Origin of the sequence: Micromonospora sp. NPDC048935 (assembly GCF_043197875.1) — a bacterium.
Taxonomy (GTDB): Bacteria; Actinomycetota; Actinomycetes; order Mycobacteriales; family Micromonosporaceae; genus Micromonospora.
The window spans coordinates 18,679-34,187 of the sequence record NZ_JBICTZ010000006.1 but is presented as its reverse complement, the minus strand read 5'-3'; the positions used below and the strand labels follow the sequence as shown (position 1 = coordinate 34,187).

The 15,509-nt window shown below is 69.2% G+C and carries 15 protein-coding genes; all 15 read right to left on the bottom strand.

What is annotated here, in order from left to right; all coding sequences use genetic code 11:
• Nucleotides 1-84: 84 nt before the first annotated feature.
• Nucleotides 85-1,272 carry an ATP-grasp domain-containing protein gene (locus ACGFIW_RS18055; protein WP_393316586.1) on the bottom strand — a complete coding sequence of 396 codons (1,188 nt, stop codon included), beginning with the start codon at nucleotides 1,270-1,272 and terminating at the stop codon, nucleotides 85-87.
• The gene (locus ACGFIW_RS18050) at nucleotides 1,265-2,488 is read right to left on the bottom strand and encodes an acetyl-CoA carboxylase biotin carboxylase subunit family protein (protein ID WP_393316583.1); all 1,224 of its coding nucleotides are present in this window, start codon (nucleotides 2,486-2,488) and stop codon (nucleotides 1,265-1,267) included. The genes ACGFIW_RS18055 and ACGFIW_RS18050 overlap by 8 nt, the downstream gene beginning before the upstream one ends.
• The gene (locus ACGFIW_RS18045) at nucleotides 2,454-3,737 is read right to left on the bottom strand and encodes an MFS transporter (protein ID WP_393316580.1); all 1,284 of its coding nucleotides are present in this window, start codon (nucleotides 3,735-3,737) and stop codon (nucleotides 2,454-2,456) included. The genes ACGFIW_RS18050 and ACGFIW_RS18045 overlap by 35 nt, the downstream gene beginning before the upstream one ends.
• A complete protein-coding gene (locus ACGFIW_RS18040) occupies nucleotides 3,734-5,158 on the bottom strand; it encodes a S8 family serine peptidase (protein WP_393316577.1) in 1,425 nt (474 codons plus the stop codon). The genes ACGFIW_RS18045 and ACGFIW_RS18040 overlap by 4 nt, the downstream gene beginning before the upstream one ends.
• Entirely contained in the window at nucleotides 5,148-6,716 is a 1,569-nt protein-coding gene (locus tag ACGFIW_RS18035) for an amino acid adenylation domain-containing protein (protein WP_393316574.1), read from the bottom strand. The genes ACGFIW_RS18040 and ACGFIW_RS18035 overlap by 11 nt, the downstream gene beginning before the upstream one ends.
• Nucleotides 6,686-7,258 carry an RBBP9/YdeN family alpha/beta hydrolase gene (locus tag ACGFIW_RS18030; protein WP_393316572.1) on the bottom strand — a complete coding sequence of 191 codons (573 nt, stop codon included), beginning with the start codon at nucleotides 7,256-7,258 and terminating at the stop codon, nucleotides 6,686-6,688. Before ACGFIW_RS18030 ends, ACGFIW_RS18035 begins: the two co-directional genes overlap by 31 nt.
• A complete protein-coding gene (locus ACGFIW_RS18025; RefSeq protein WP_393316569.1) occupies nucleotides 7,251-7,535 on the bottom strand; it encodes an acyl carrier protein in 285 nt (94 codons plus the stop codon). Before ACGFIW_RS18025 ends, ACGFIW_RS18030 begins: the two co-directional genes overlap by 8 nt.
• Before the next feature lies 1 nt (nucleotide 7,536).
• Nucleotides 7,537-9,060 carry a coproporphyrinogen-III oxidase family protein gene (locus ACGFIW_RS18020; protein WP_393316566.1) on the bottom strand — a complete coding sequence of 508 codons (1,524 nt, stop codon included), beginning with the start codon at nucleotides 9,058-9,060 and terminating at the stop codon, nucleotides 7,537-7,539.
• Between the two features lie 18 nt (nucleotides 9,061-9,078).
• Nucleotides 9,079-9,369 (bottom strand): ferredoxin family protein, encoded by a 291-nt coding sequence (locus ACGFIW_RS18015; protein ID WP_393316563.1) that lies wholly within the window; start codon nucleotides 9,367-9,369, stop codon nucleotides 9,079-9,081.
• Between the two features lie 34 nt (nucleotides 9,370-9,403).
• On the bottom strand, nucleotides 9,404-10,498 hold the full coding sequence (locus tag ACGFIW_RS18010; protein ID WP_393316560.1) for an aminotransferase class IV: 1,095 nt from the start codon (nucleotides 10,496-10,498) through the stop codon (nucleotides 9,404-9,406).
• 2 nt (nucleotides 10,499-10,500) lie between these two features.
• Entirely contained in the window at nucleotides 10,501-11,718 is a 1,218-nt protein-coding gene (locus tag ACGFIW_RS18005) for an acetyl-CoA carboxylase biotin carboxylase subunit family protein (RefSeq protein WP_393316558.1), read from the bottom strand.
• Nucleotides 11,712-12,287: a hypothetical protein gene (locus ACGFIW_RS18000; RefSeq protein WP_393316556.1), complete on the bottom strand. Its 576-nt coding sequence runs from the start codon at nucleotides 12,285-12,287 to the stop codon at nucleotides 11,712-11,714. Before ACGFIW_RS18000 ends, ACGFIW_RS18005 begins: the two co-directional genes overlap by 7 nt.
• Nucleotides 12,288-12,299: 12 nt before the next feature.
• Nucleotides 12,300-13,418 (bottom strand): branched-chain amino acid aminotransferase, encoded by a 1,119-nt coding sequence (locus ACGFIW_RS17995; RefSeq protein ID WP_393316554.1) that lies wholly within the window; start codon nucleotides 13,416-13,418, stop codon nucleotides 12,300-12,302.
• Nucleotides 13,411-14,568 (bottom strand): DUF6421 family protein, encoded by a 1,158-nt coding sequence (locus tag ACGFIW_RS17990; protein WP_393316551.1) that lies wholly within the window; start codon nucleotides 14,566-14,568, stop codon nucleotides 13,411-13,413. Before ACGFIW_RS17990 ends, ACGFIW_RS17995 begins: the two co-directional genes overlap by 8 nt.
• A 396-nt stretch (nucleotides 14,569-14,964) precedes the next feature.
• Nucleotides 14,965-15,411, bottom strand: a complete 447-nt coding sequence (acpS, locus tag ACGFIW_RS17985) for a holo-ACP synthase (protein ID WP_393316547.1) — start codon at nucleotides 15,409-15,411, stop codon at nucleotides 14,965-14,967.
• Nucleotides 15,412-15,509 lie beyond the last annotated feature (98 nt).

Sequence of the window (15,509 nt, the reverse complement as noted above, 5' to 3'; positions counted from 1 at the left end):
CCGCCTGCTCACTGTGGACCGTCGTCTCACGCCGAGAACTGGCGAGACGAGACGTACGTGCCGCGCCGTGGGCCCCGCAACACGTCAGGCTGGGCGGGTGACGATGGTCAGCGTCCTGCGGACGAACTCCAGTGCCTCGTCGCGCAGCGCCGGGGTCTCGGCCGAGACGATGAGGTAGCCGGCGCGCTCGGCGCTCCAGGTCGCCGCCGACACGACGTCACCGGGGTGCTTCCACCACCCGCACGTGACGAAGGCCGGGTGTGCCTCGATCTCGGCCATGCCCCGCATCTCGACAAGGATGCCGGCCGGCGCGACAGGGAGATAGCTCGCCGCGTACGCGACGGGGCCCGGCGGTGGTTCGGGTAGGGGCATCGCCATGGCGAGCCGGACGACCATCTCGAACCAGTCCAGTCCGTAGGTGAGGCTGAGCAGGTCCATCAGGTAGTCGCCGGGGGTCCGGACGGCGACCTCCATCAGGGTCGGCCCGTCGGCGGCGAGCCGGAACTCAAGGTGCACGATGCCGGTACGCATGCCGAGGGCGGCCACCACCGCCGTGCAGAATTCCGTCACCTCGGCGGCGGTTTCGGGGTCGAGCTGGATGCCGGTGCGGTGCGCTATCTCGACGAAGTGGGGCGGCTCGGCGGTCTCCTTGGCGGTGAGGTTGGCCAGCCACACCTTGCCCTCGCTGAGCAGGGCCTCCCAGCTGTACTCCGGCCCGTCCACCGCAGTCTCCACCAGGAGCGGGCCCTCGTCGTTGCGGCGTGCCACCGCGTCGGAGAAGGCGTCCAGGTCTTCGACGAGTTCCACGCCCTCGCTCCCCGCCGAGGACAGTGGCTTCACGACAACCGGCAGGCGGGCGGCGGCCCAGTCGCGCGCCGACTCCAGATCGTCGGTCATTCGATAGTCGGGTTGGCGGATGCCCGCCGCCGCGAACAGACCCCTCTGCAGAGCCTTGTTACGGGAGAGGGTCGCGGCGTGCAGGGACGGGCCGGGAAGACCGAGCCGATCCTGGAGCAGGGCCGCGCCGAGCACGTTGTTCTCGGTGAACGCCACCACTCCGGCCGGCCTGCGGTCCGCCGCGGCGGCCCAGGCTCCTTCGGCCCACTGCTCGTCGTGGTTGCCGGGGGCCACCCGGATGTGGTCGACGAGCCCGGCCGTGTCCGCCGCGCGCAACGCGCCCTCCACGGCCGCGACCCGCAGACCCAGCCGACGCGCGGCGGCGAGGTAGGGCCTGCCCATGAAACCGACCCCGACCAGCAACAGCTCAGACATGGCTGCCCGCCTCGGAGGCGGCCGTGACCTTGATCGCGGCGAACATGTCCCGCAGGAACTGGTCGAGCACGGCCGTGGGTGCCGGGCCGACGATACCGGCGATGGGTACGTCGTACTCGGCGTAGCTGAGGGTCTGACTGATCGGCTCGTCCTGGGTGCGCTGCACCCAGCGCCGGGTCAGCGGGCTGTGCCGGAACTCGTCCGAGCCCTGGATCGCGCAGAATCTCCCGCCCAGGGTGTGACCGGGGAAGATGAACCAGCCGTACCGGGCGTCGGGGCCGGCGTCGCGGGCCTCGGGGGTGGGGACGCCGGGCGTCGAGAGGGCCCGCAACTGCACCGACGGCATGTGTACGCCGGTCGCCAGCTCGAAGGTGTCGGCCACGCCGGCCCCGCCGAACCTGCTGGCGACCTCCAGGAAGACCAGGCCGTCGGGTGTCTCGATGCCTTCGAGGTGGAACAGGCTCGTGGTGATGCCGACGGCCCGCAGGCAGGCAGTGGTCCACTCCACGACGGCAGGCGGAGTGTCCGTCTGCACCGAGCCGAGCGGGCTGCCCTCGGCGTACCCGAGGCAGGTGCCGACGTACCGACTGGCCTGAAGCGTGACAGGTGTGCCGTCGACGGCCAGCCCGTCGACGTGGATGATCGGGCCGCCAACGAACTCCTCGATCTCGAAGCCGCTCGGGTCCGCGGCGGAGGGCAGCCCGTCGCGGCGTACCGCATCGAGGGCTGCCTCGGGGGTGTCGAAGACGCGGACGTCCTGGCTGGAGGCGCCGTCGAGCGGTTTGAGAACTGTCCTGTCCGACCACGGGACGGCGGCACCGGCGAGGGCCGAGGCGAGCGGGAGATAACGCGGCACACGCAGACCCGCCCGGGACGCGGCGGCCTTCATCATGACCTTGTCCCGGACGGGAAGCACGTCGACCTCGCGCGGACCGGGCACGCCCAGCGCCTCCCGGATGCGGGCCGCCGCGATCAGGTCGAACTCCGACTGCGCGATGACCAGGTCGGGTCGCGGCTGGCCGGCGAGCGCCGCCACCACCTCGGCCTCTGTGGCCCCGGTGCCGGGCCGTTCGATCCGGGTGCCGGGCAGCCGCGCGGGCAGCGTGGCCATGCGCTCGGTCGTACCGATGAACGTCACCTCATGAGCCGCGAAGTCGAGGCCATTCGCGTAGCGGATGATGTCATCGGTGATTCGGTGCAGGACCAGGATGCGCATGGGGATACCTCAGTTGAAGGACCAGCGGGAGCAACAGAACGGCGACGAGGACGGACCCGAGCACCGAGCCGAGCAGCACGGCCTGCGGACCGTGCGCGGTGGCGAAGACGGCGACGACGAAACCCGAGACGGGTAGGGAGACCTGGTTCAGCAGGACAATGAGGCCGATCGTCTTGCCGAGGTGTTCGCGGGGGATGCGGCGAATTCGTTCGGCGCGGATGAAGACGTTGAGGATGCCGACCGTGCCGATGAGCAACGTGTAACCGATGGCGAACTGGGTGAACGACGTCGCCTGGCTGATCGCGAGGCCGCCCAGGCAGATGATCACGAATGTGCCCAGGATCGCGACCAGCGGGCTGATCCGCCGGGACAGTCGCGGGATGAAGAAGAAGATCAACAGAGAGAGCGCGCCCTCGGCGAAGGACAGCACCCCGAAGTAACGGTCGGGCTTGCCGAACGTGCCGGTGGTGATGGCGGCGCTTGTCGCCATGCCGACACCGACCATGAGGTTCACCATCATCGTCAGCCCGACCAGGCCCACCATCGCGGGGAGCTTGAACAGGGTCCGCCCGCCCTCGACCACCGAGGCCAGCACGCCGCGTACCGTCGTGGGCTCGGCGTTGCCGACCGCGCTGCGCAGGCTGCCGCGCAGCGTCAGGACGTTGATCGCGGTGAGCGCGAACAGCGCCCCGGTCACCAGCAGGAGGTCCGTCGTTCCCAGCAGCGTGGCCAGCACGACCGCGATGGCCGGGCCGAGCACCGTGCTGGCCTGCTCGGTGCCCTGAATGACGGACTGGGCCCGCACCATGTGCTCGGCGGGCACGAACCGGGGGAGCGTGGTCTCCATCGCGATGTACGCCTGGGCGCTGGCCAGGGACATGGACGCGGCGAGAACGCTAAGCGTCACCACCGTCGCCCCCGGCCACGCCAGGACGGCGGCGAAGGCGGCCACGGCGAGCAGCGCCCGGACGGTGTCGGCGATCAGATAGAGCCGGTAGCCGTCGACCCGGTCGGCGAGCACCCCGGCAACGGGGACGAAGATGACCCGGGGAAGCCACTCGACCAGGAAGACGAGCCCGCTCGCGGCGACACTGCCCGTGGTCTTGAAGACCAGCAGCGGAATGGCGAACAGCAGAAACTGGTCGGCAAGCGCCGCGACCCCCCGGCCGCCGACGAAGCGCACGATCTGATGTGGCCGAATGTCGGTGGTCTGGGAATCCCTGTCGGTGACACGCAATGGCCCAGTCACCCAGAGATCCCCCGTCCGTCCATCGAGGAGCGTAACAGCGGCCCGTCAGCAGCGACAACCCCGGGCAATCGGTACGCGGTGAGCAGGCCGTGGCCGGTGGCCGGGTTCGGGCTCTCGCCGTCGCACTCGTCCCCGGTGATGGAACGGCCCCGCGTGACCGGCACACAGGAGGCCGCCAGGGACTCCACGGTGCTCGCCCGGCCCTGCTGGATCGCCAGTGCCACCACACCGGCGGCGTATGCCGTGGCACCTGACGTGCCGCTGGAGACGAGCCAGCCGTCCTCGGCACCCGTACCGTCGTACTTACTGTTGCGGCGGTCGAACAGGCAGCCGGGCTGGGTCGGGAAGAGGATGTAGTTGCCGTTGGGCAACATGCCGCACGGGCCGGACACGTCCGGCACGGCCCGTCCGGGAAAGACCGCCGAGCGGTAGCTGGAGGCGAGGTCGGCGGCCCGCAGCGCGCCGTCGGGGCCGATGTGCACCCCGCCGACGGTGATGGCACCGGGGGTGGCGACGGACTGGAACATCGCTGTCGGCCGGTCGGTCGAGCCGTTGCCCGCGGCGAACAGCACGGTGCAGCCCCGCCGGATCGCGTTGGCGACCTCGAGGTGCAGGTGGGGCTCCGCGCGTAGGGTGCCCCAGCTACAGGAGATGACGTCGGGTTCCAACTGGACCGCCCGCTGGAACGCGGCGACGGGGAACGAGAAGCCCTCGGTGGCCATCTTGACCATCGTGAGGGACACGCCGGGCGCGACCGCCAGGAGCAACGCCGACATCGCGGTGCCGTGACCGCGTTCGTCGACCGTGGGATCGAGCTGCGGCAGGGCGGCGACGACCGAGGTCCGGTAACCGTGCCGCCGGTGATGCGGGTGGTCGTAGAGGCCGGTGTCGACCATGACGACCCGGACACCCTGGCCGCGGATGCCGCCGGCGTGCAGTGCCTCGGCTCCGGCCACGCGGACCGCGTCGCCGGGAAGGCTGAGGTGGTGCCCGCTCCCGCGCACCGCCGGCGGCGACGCGGTCGCGGCCAGCTCGAAGCCGGATCGCGGCGCCGAGACCGCACTGATCAGGTCGGCGCACACCCGGGGGCGGAGCGGGCCCTCGGCGACGAGTTCGTACCGCGGGGAGTCGCGGATGTACTTGTTGCGCTTCACGGTGACGGCGCTGCCGAAGACCTCCCGGAGCAGGGTCTGCGCACCGCTGACCGTCAGGCCCACGTCGGTGCGCGCCTCGATCGCGAGGCCCTCCCGGGTGAGCGCCTCGGCGATCCGGTCGACGGTGGCCGGCGCGGGAAGGAACTCCTCGACCCGATGGCGGAGCAGCTCGGCGGGGTCGTCGGCGAGGACGCGCCCGGACGCCGCCCGGGGGACCACGGTCAGCACACCCCGCCGGGTGAACGCGGCGATCTCGTCATCGATCATCGGACGCCACCAGCTCGCGCAGGCGGCCCCTGTCGAGTTTGCCGGTCGGGGTCAGGCCGACGTCCCGCTCGTCGATCGGGACGATCTCGGCCGGGACCATGTACGGCGGCAACACCCGCGCCAGCTCGGCCGCCAGGTCCGTCTCGGCCCCGGGCCGGTGGGCGCCGAGGACGAAGAGAGTGATCACCCGGCCGGCGACCCGGTGCCGAGTCACCACCGCGCAGCAGTCGACCACCCAGTCCACGGCGAGCGCGGCGGCCTCGACCTCGGAGGTGTGCACGAGGTTCCCGGCGATCTTCACGGCATCGTCGCGACGGCCGACGAAGACGAGCTGGCCGGCGTCGGTACGCCGGACGAAGTCGCCGGACCGGTAGTACCGGATCTCCGGGGAACCGCGGGTGGTCAGCACCTCTTCGGTCTTCGCCGGCTCCGCGCAGTAGCCCACCATGACCTGCGGGCCGCCGATGAGCAGCTCACCCGTCTCGCCGTCGGGCACCGGTCGCAGGTCGTCGTCGACGACCAGGACGTCGACGGCGGGCAGCGGGGTCCCGATCGGCAGGTACTCGTCGTCGTGGCCGGCGATGTCGTCGGTCACGTAGAGGGTGGCGCTGTGCGTGGTCTCGGTCGGACCGTAACCGTGCACATAGGTCAGACCCGGAAGTTTCTTGTCCATCTCCCGCAGGAGCGAGGTGGGGCACGACTCGCCACCGAACCACAGGCGCCGCAGGGAGCTCAGGTCGCGGCGGTCGATGTCGCTGAACCGCCCCAGGAGCATTCGGATGACCGAGGGCACCAGCAACACGTCGGTGATGCGCCACCGCTCGCACGCCTGCGTGACCTGGCCGGCCATCGTCAGCCGGGGCAGCAGGTGCACGCTGCCGCCGACCAGGAAGGTGGAGTACAGGTCGACCACCGACGCGTCGAAGAACAGCGGCGCCACGTTCAGGTACCGCATCCGGTCCGGGAAGCCGACCACCTCCTGTACGCCTTCGAGGAGGGCGCACACACTGCGGTGGCTGATCATGACGCCCTTCGGGCCGCCAGTCGATCCCGACGTGAAGATGACGTACGCCTGGTCGTCCGGCGTCCTGTCCCCGTACACCGAAGGCCGGTAGTCGGCCTCGGCCCGCGTGTCCCAGGAGTCACCGGCGACCACCACGCGCCCGGCCGCCGTCCCGGCCACCAGCCCGAGATGCCGCGGATGCGCCACCGTCACCGTCGGGCGGCACCTGGCGAACAGCAGGGCCGTCCGGGCCGGCGGCAACGACTCGTCGACGGGGACGTACCGCGCGCCGAGCCGAAGCGCCGCCAGCATGCAGACCACCGAGTCGATGGACTTGTCCAGCACCATCGCGACGGTGTCGTGCCGGCCGACGACGGGAGCCAACAGATCGGTGAGCGCCTGGGTGCGCCGGGCCAGTGTCCGATAGGACACCTGGACGTTCGTGGCCAGGTCGACCACCGCCACGGCATCGTCGTCGTGGCGGCGGTCGAGGACCTCGTCGACGAGGCGGAGCGGGCCGCCGGTCACCGGTCGGCCGTCTCGAGTTGCTGGCACACCGCCTCCAGCAGCTCCGGGAAGGTGTCCAACTTCTGGTCGTAGGACCCGAAGTGGCCCATCCCCTCCATCAGGGTCAGGCGGCTTCCGGTCAGCCGGTGCAGCTCCCGGGCCACCTCGACGGGGACCCACGGGTCGTCGGTCGAGTGGAACTGGACGATGAAGCGCTGGTTGCGCCTGATCGCCGCCCAGTCCCACGGCCTGTCGAAGAACCCGCTGCGCCGTTCGAGCTCGAAGCCGCAGTCGGTGTGGTGTCCGGCCACCACGAAGGTGCCCAGCAGCGGCGCCGACTCGGCGTACCGCAGTGCGGTCAGGGCTCCCGACGAGTGCCCGACGATGACCGTCCGGTCGTCCGGCCGGATGACGTCGGTCAGGTAGGGCAGCCAGTACCGCATCCGGCCCTTGATCGGATCGGGGAAGGTCTGTGCCACCACGGTGTGGCCCCGAATCTCGAGTTCCCGTTTCAGGTACGGGAACCAGATGCCGTCGATTGTCGCTCCGGCGTTGCCGTGCACCAGGACGACCCGGACGGCATCAGACATAGGAGTCGTCGTTGAGCTGGTCCTCGAGCATCGTCGCGAGCGAGCCGAGGGTGGCGAAGTGCTCCACCGTCAGCAGCTCCGGTTCGAGTTCGATGTCGTAGTACGACTCGAAGGCCAGCGTCAGCTCGATCATCTGGGTGGAGTTGAGGGAGAGCCCGCCGTTGAACAGGGGCGTGGTCGAGGTCAGCTCGACGTTGTGGTTCGGGAAGACCTCGGCGGCGATCTTCCGCAGGTCGTCCTCGATGTCCGCGTGGGTCTTCCGGTCGGTGGTCGTCACGTCAGCCCGCCTTCGGCGCGGCGCCGGAGTCGGCTGGCCGGGTCGCCAGCTTGGACTGCAGGAAGACCGGGGTCCGGGGGATGTTCATCTCGTCCTGGTGGAACGGGTTGCGCTTGTTCTTCAGGGAGAGGTACATGGTGCGGCGGGCCCGCGCCTTCTCCTCGTCGGAGTAGAACAGGAAGGCGATGTTGCCGGCGTTCTCCCGGCCGACCTCGGTGAGGGTGATCGCCTCGTCGGTCTCGACCGCGTACCCGCTCTCCACCATCCAGTCGATCTCCCGGCGGTACTTCTCCAGGTTGGCGACGTCGGCCTTGCGGACGGTGCCGAAGACCGGGAAGAACACCATGACGCGGTTCTCGACCTCGTCCTCACTGCAGATCCGGCCCTGCTCGATGGGGATGATGCCGTCCTCGACATCCTTGATCCAGCGGTCCACGTTCGTGTGGTTGCGGTAGCTGCGCTCACCCATGTAGTTCTCGGCGGCCGGGCCGATGCCCAGGGTGTAACTCGCCCGGTAGCCGTTGCCTCCGCAGGCGTGGTCCAGCCCGATCGGGCCGGTCTCGTCCAGGTGGGTGAAGAAGTTGATCAGGAGCTGCTTGTCGTACCCGTAGTCGGCCAGGCTGTCCTTGATCAGGCGGTACTGGACCCGCTCGATGCTGCCCGACGGCAACACGTCACTCACCTTGCCGGCCCGGATCTGCTTGTCCAGCCGGGTCCCCTCCCACTGGTTGAACCGGTACGTCTGGACGAAACTGGGGCGTAGTTCGGCGCAGATGCCGTGGATGTCGGAGGCGAGGATCTCGTCGGTCTGACCGGCGAGGTTGTACATGAGGTCCAGGGCGAAGGTCCTGATCCCGGCTTTGCGGATGTTCTCCGCAGTCTGGTACACCTGCTCGACGGTGGCCTTGATGGTCAGCTTGCGCCGGATGTCCTCGTTGAGCGTCTGCACGCCGAACGAGATGCGGGTGATGCCCAGTGACTTGAGCATCTCGATGTAGCCGTCCGTGGACAGGCCGAGCGGGCTGCCCTCCAGCGAGATCCCGTCGACCTCGCTCAGGTCGAACTCACGGTGCACGGCCTGGATGATCGTCGCCATCGACTCCTGGTCGAGCGCCGACGGCGTACCCCCGCCGAACTGGACGTACTTGATCTTCGTGCCCTGGAAGTACGCCGAGCGGGCGTTGCGCTCGATCTCCTTCACCATGGCCTTGACGAACCGCACCCGCTGCTCGCCCTGGTACTTCGCCGAGGACTCCTTGAAGCAGGCACAGAAGTTGCAGAACGCCTCGCAGAACGGGATGTGGAAGTACAGCAGGATGTCCGTCTGCTGAGGGTGCGTCTGACGGTCGAGGAAGGAGAAGTACTCCGCCTTCTCCTGCTCGGTGCGCAGCGCGTCCTGGAAGCCGCAGATCTTCGGGTAGAACCAGGTGACGTTCGTCCGCTTCTCCGGGCTCTCGAAATCGTCCTTGAGGTAGAAGTTCGAGTCGAGACCGAGCATGAACGAGTTTTCGATGGTAGTGGTCATGTCTGTCGATCCCATCCCTTATGAGGTGGACTTCTTGCTGACGGAGTTGGCGTCGCTCTGGTAGATGACCGGGTACTGCTGGCTCAGTTCGCCGTTGATCTGGATCCACTCGAACTTGTCCTCGGGCAGTTCGACGTCGGCCCAGATCGCCTCCGGCGGGCATTCGGCAACGCAGGCGTTGCAGTCGATGCACTCCTCCGGATCGATGTAGAGCATCTCCGGACCCTCGTGGAAGCAGTTGACCGGGCAGACGTCCACGCAGTCGGTGTACTTGCAGCCGATGCAAGCATCGGTGACGACGTAGGCCATGATCTGGATCTCCTGATGGGTTGCGCCGCCGTGGTCAGGCGTGGACTGTGGAAACTTCGGTGAGCCGCCGCATCCAGCCGAACCGGTCGATCAGGTCGCCGCGGTGGATGCCCTCGACCACCTCGCGGAGGTGCGACGCCACGGCGACGGTGCCGGGCAGTCGGTATTCCTCCCCGCGGTAGCCGAGGCCGTTGATGGGCACGACACCCTCGATCGTCCCGGTGCCGAAGCACTCGGTGATCCGGCCGTCGCTGATGCCCTGCAACACCTCGGCCAACGGAACCGGCCGTTCGTCGACAGTGGTCCCGGCATCACGCGCCAGCTTGATGATCGAGTCGCGGGTGATCCCCGGCCGTACGGTGCCGTCCAGCGACGGCGTGGTCAGGACACCGTCGATGACGAAGAACGCGTTCATCGTGCCGACCTGCTGGACCCTGCGCTCCGGATCGCCGCCCACCCACAGCACGTGGTGGTAGTCGTAGTTGGCGGCGACCTCCCGCGGGACCAGCCCCTGCCCGTGGTTGCCGATGGCGTTGATGTCACCGGTGCCGCCGGGCCACGCCCGGACGTAGTTGTCGACCACCATCGCCCGCACCGGCAGTTCGGCCGGAGCCTGCCGTGTCAGCGGGCTCGCGACGATCGTGAACAGGCACTCCTCGGCAGGGGCCAGCGCGAGCGTCGGGCCGTTGCCGGCCAGCACGGAGTGCAGCAGCAGCGCCGACCCGGGCTCCGCCGGGATCCACGCCGCGTCCAGGTCCACGAGCCGGCGGATCGCGAGCCAGACGCGGTCGAAGTCCAGTTGTGGGAGGGCCATCCGCCGGGCCCCGTTGTTGAGCCGCTTGATGTGGCTGTCCGGGCGGTACACCGCGACGGACCCGTCGGTCATCCGGTAGGCCGCGAGGTCGTCGAACACCGCCTGCCCGTAGTTCAGGGCCGAGGACGTGGGCCGTACGGACGGCAGCCGGTCGCGGTCGGCGATGGTCAGGGCCTGCCACGACCGCCGCTTGCTCCACCGCATCGAGTACGCGTGATCGGTGAGGGCGCTGCCCGGGAGCGTCGGCACGTCGGCCTCCGGCTTCGGGCGAGGTGCGGTCGTCGTCTCGACGACCAGATCGTTGTCCTTGCTCACGATCAGTTGCCTTCCTTGTCGGATATATCGACCCGCACGTCGCGCAGCACGGCGCCGACCAGGTCCTCGACCCGGCCTGGAGCGCCGACGAAATACACCTGGGCGACCCGGTTGTGGAAGATGTCGTCGGGATCGAGCGCCGCACCGCGCTCGGCCTCGAAGACGACCCGTTCGAACTCGTCGGCGTCGAGGAACGGCTCAAGGCCGGACACCGTGCCGGCGAAGGTGCCCGGCCGATCGGTGGTGACGAAGGCCAGCCCGGCGCTCACCGACGACACGGGCCGGTCCTCGTAACGGCCGCCGCGAGCCGCCTCGGCCGCCGCCAGGTAGAGGTCCACCCCGGGCCCCGCCGCGATCAGTTCGGGGATGCAGTCGCCGGCCAGCCGGGCACCCACCTCGATCAGCACCGGGCGACCGTCCGCGGCGATGCGGGTCTCGATGTGGAACGGCCCGACGGTGATGTCGAAGGCGGCGACCACCTGCGCGGCGAACTCGTGCAGCAGCCGTCCGTGCGGTGAACTCGGCGGCGGTGTGGCGACGTGGCCCATCTCGAAGAACTGCGGCGGTGCACTGACCAGTTTCGTGGTGATGCTGACCAGATGCGGCCCGGCCGAGTCCACCCAGCCCTCCAGGGAGAACTCGGGGCCGTCGACGTACTCCTCGACCAGGGCGACCCGTCGTGGATCGTGGTGGAACTTGACCTCGCCGTACCTGTGGATCTCGGCGCAGGCGTGCCGGTACTCGTCGGCGTCCCGGACGAGGCGCACCATCAGGCTCCCGCCCCAGTCGACGGGCTTGACGACCGCCGGGAACGCGAAGGGGCATTCGCCCACCTCGTCGGCCGGGATCGTGATCGATGCCGGGACGGCGATGCCGTGCTTGACGCAACGCTCCCGCATGACGTCCTTCTGCCGGACGGCCTCGGCCGTGTCCTGGCTCAGCGCCGGCAGCCCGAGGGCGCGGGCCAGCTCGGCCGCCGGCCCGACGGCGTACTCGAAGCCCGCGATGACGCCGGTCGGCGTCACCCCCAGCCGGTCGACGACGGCCAGGAGAGCGGGCACCCCGTGGTCGGGATGCCAGTCGACGACGCGCGCACCGGAGTGGACCTCCGCCGGCAGCAGGTCGGGGAACTGCGTCGGGATCAGGCACGGGACGCCGGCCGCCACCAGCCGGCTCGCCAGCTGGATCCCGGCCGACAGCGGCTGGACGATTATCAACACGCCGGACCGGCCTTTCCCACGTGCAGGGTGAACACCATCGGCACCGGACCGAAGTTCTCCAGCGTCTGAAGCCCCTCGGCGCGCGCCGCCCGGTCGGTGGTCACGCAGGCGTCGTAGTCCCCGGCCGCGCAGACGGCGGCGGCCACGGAGTTGCTGCTCGCGTACGAGATCGTGCCCCGATTCGTGACCAGGCAGCTGGGGGCGGGATGGGTGACGATGGTGCGAACGGACTCCTGACCCGGACGCGCGGCGAGCACCATGTCGTACGTGTCCAGGATGAAGCTGTCGGCCATGGTGAGCCGGTGCAGGTTGCCGAACACCAGGTCGTGCAGGCGCGGGTAGACGGCACAGGCGAGGATCGCCTCGGTGCCGTCGAACGTCATGACGTCGAGCCCGTCCTCGACCTCGGCGTGCAGGACCACCCGGCCGGGGCGCTGTCGGTCGGCGAACCAGCGGTGCGCGGCCTTCTCCAGGTTGGTCCCCGTCGGCCCGAGCGTGTGGATGGTGGTGACGTGCGGCAGCGCGGTCGAGCCGGAACCTGCTGCGGAACGGCCGTTGGCGTCAGGCATCCGCCCTCTCCCTTACTGTCGGTCGGTCGAGCTGTGCACGGATGCACGGTCCTTGCGTACGCTCCGCAGCCATCCGTGGGTGTCCGGACGGATGCCGTGTTGGATCTCCATGAGCGTGTGCCGCACCCGGGCGGTCACCGCGCCTTCCTGACCGCCGCCGATCACCGTGTCGCCGTCTCCGTCGGCGATCCGGCCGACCGCCACGACCACGGCGGCGGTCCCGCACGCGAACATCTCGACGAGCCGTCCGGAGCGGGCACCACTCAGGACGGCGTCGATCGGGGTCGGCTCCTCCGTGACCGGGATACCGAGATCACCGGCCAGGGCGATGACGCTGTCGCGGGTCACACCCCGCATGATCGTCCCCTGGCACGGCGGGGTGGTCAGCCGCACGCCGTGACGCTCGTCGTCAGCGCGCCAGACGAAGAAGACGTTCATGCCGCTGAGCTCCTCGACCCAGCGAAACTCCAGGCCGTCGAGCCACAGCACCTCGTCGTACCCGCGTGCGTTGGCCTGCTTGCGGGTCAGCAGGCTGGCGGCGTAGTTGCCGGAACACTTCGCCTCGCCCACGCCGCCGCGCACCGCGCGGACCGCGCCGGCCGAGGTCAGCACGGAGATCGGCGCGAAGGCCCGCCCGAAACACGGGTCGGCCGGATAGGCCAGGAAGGTGCACCGGTAGCGCCGGGAGTCGCGCAGGCCGAGCGCGGACTCGGTCGCGATCATCAGCGGGCGCAGATAGAGGCCCTGGCCCGGCTCCCCGGGAAGCCACCCGTCGTCGGCGCGGACGAGGTCGGCGCAGGCGGCCAGGAACAGGGAGGCCGGCATCTCGGCCATCGCCAGCCGCCGCGCCGATCGGGCCAGCCGGTGGGCATGGTCCGCGGGGCGGAACAGAGCGGCGGAGCCGTCGGGCTGGCGGAAAGCCTTCAGACCCTCGAAGACGCTCTGGCCATAGTGCAGCACGAGGGTGCCGGGATCCATGGTGATCGGGGCGTAGGGCTCCAGGGAGTAGTCGGACCAGCCGTGGTCGGACGACCAGTGGACGACGGCGGTGTGGTCGGTGTGAAAACGGCAGAAACCGGGATCGCGCCGGGCGGCGGCACTGTCGGTGCTGGTCACGGCCCCGTCAGACATGGACCTCACTGCCCCAGAGGCTCAGGGATGCCCGGGGGCCGCCGCACCTGTCCGTCTTGCGCTCCGGCTCCAGAAGCAGTCTCTCGTACAGGAAATCGGTGATCTTCTCGCGATAGGTCTCGTCGTCGGTGATCGCCTCGACCTCCTCGATCGTCCGGACGAGCTCCTTGGCCGAGGCGACGATCTCCGCCTTGCCGGCCAGCCTGCGCCGGCCGTCGTCGCCGACCGTGAACAGGCCGTGCTCGGCGAGCCAGGTGCCGAGGGCGAAGCCGGTGCCGGAGTCGAAGTTGCGCAACGGGAGCGGCTCGGCCGGGTAGCGGAAGAGCCGTTCGAGAATGATGTACTCGAAGATGACGTCGCCGTACGGCACTGATTCCTCGTGGCAGGCGATCGCCGATTTCAGGTCGACCTTGAGCTCCTCGGCGAGACCGGTGCGCCATTTCGTCTTCAACGCCAGGTGCTGATCGAGGGGACGGGGGCCGGTGTGGTGGTAGTAGTCGTGCAGGTAGCCCCAGACGCAGCGAGCCTGATAGGCGTCCTCCGGGTCGACGTCGGCGGACGTCAGCACCGTGGAATCGGCGAACGGGGAGTCGGCGCCACAGAGGCGAGCCACGATTCCCAGCGTACGCGCGTAGATGGTCGTATGTCGGTTGAAGAAGAACCAGGCGAACGACTGGTCCACTGTCGGCGTGGCCGTCGGAATGTTTTCCGGAAAGAAGACGACGCAGTTTCCGTCGCGCAGGCCGGGAGAGGCGGAAAGGAGTCGAGTCGACTGGAAAACCGCTTTGTCGTGCGGATAGCGGGACTGTAGCTCGGCGGTGCAGTCCGGGTCCTGGCGGACGACGGTGAAGGCCTCGAGGAAGGCGCCGCGGGAGCCGTCGCCGTTCGGGAGGGTGACCGGCCCGACGAAGGCGGCGACCTCCCCGTCCTCGGGTGCGGGAACGGTGTCCCGTGTCGCATCGAAGGCCGGCTTCTCCAGGAAGCCGGCGGATGACCAGGCACGCAGGTCGTGGACGGTGGCCTCGATCTGGCTCGCCGGCATCAGCGGGTCGAGCTGCTCGACGTCGTGGCAGAGCTGGTCGAGCTGCGCGATCGCCTGGTCGCCGTCGCCGCGGACCTGGGCTGCGCGGATCAGGCCGACCACCGGCACTATGCGACGCTCGAATTCCAGGACCTGAGAGAGCGTACGTGGCTCCACATTATCCTCTCGGCAGCATCGACGCCGTCTCGGCACCCACCCGTGATGCACCCCGAAGTATGCACGAAAGTAGCCCATCCCCCGAGGAACCGCTTGATCAGAATCCTCCGGCGCTACCCCGGCTCCGTCAAACAGCTCTCGCTATTTGGGATATTGACGTCAATGTCTTGCGGAATCGCTGATCTTGGCCGCCTCTTGTTTTGCCCGATTGCGCGGCAATTATCGGCTCATGGTCAGTGTCGAACCACGGCGACGGTCAGCCAAAAGTCATTAATGCGGCATCGGCCGTCATTCAAATGATATGAACGGTATGTCCAGCTTGAACGCGCAGATAAAATAGGAAGGCGCTCAGGACGGTCGGCCGACGCCCGCGACGAAGGCATAAGCCAAATGCCGGCTGTGCGTCAGGGTGATCAGCCAGGAATCGACACCTGCCGCTTCGGCGAGCGTCGCCGCGCGCCCGGCCAGGGCCAGTGCCGGCGGCCCGGAGGGGCCGCGGACCACCTCGATCTCCCGCAGGGCCGCCCCGCTCAGGCCCGTCCCGAGGGCCTTCAACACCGCCTCCTTGGCGGCGAAGCGGACGGCGAAGCGTTGCGCGGGATCGCGATCGAGCAGGCAGTAGGCGCGTTCCCCCGGGGTGAAATGCCGATCCGCGAAGCGGGGCTGCCGGGCCAGCAGCGCCCGGATGTCGTCGACGTCGACGAGGTCGGTGCCCGCACACACGACCACCCGGCCCAGCACCTGACGGGCGGCGTCGGCGGCGGACGCGGCGATCCGCTCGTCACCCTGGCTCACGGCCGTGCCGCCCCTCCGAGTCGCTGCGGTCTGTCTACGATCGGCGACAATACGGTCGGTATTCTCCACCTGTCATCTGACAATTTTCCCCTGCGTGT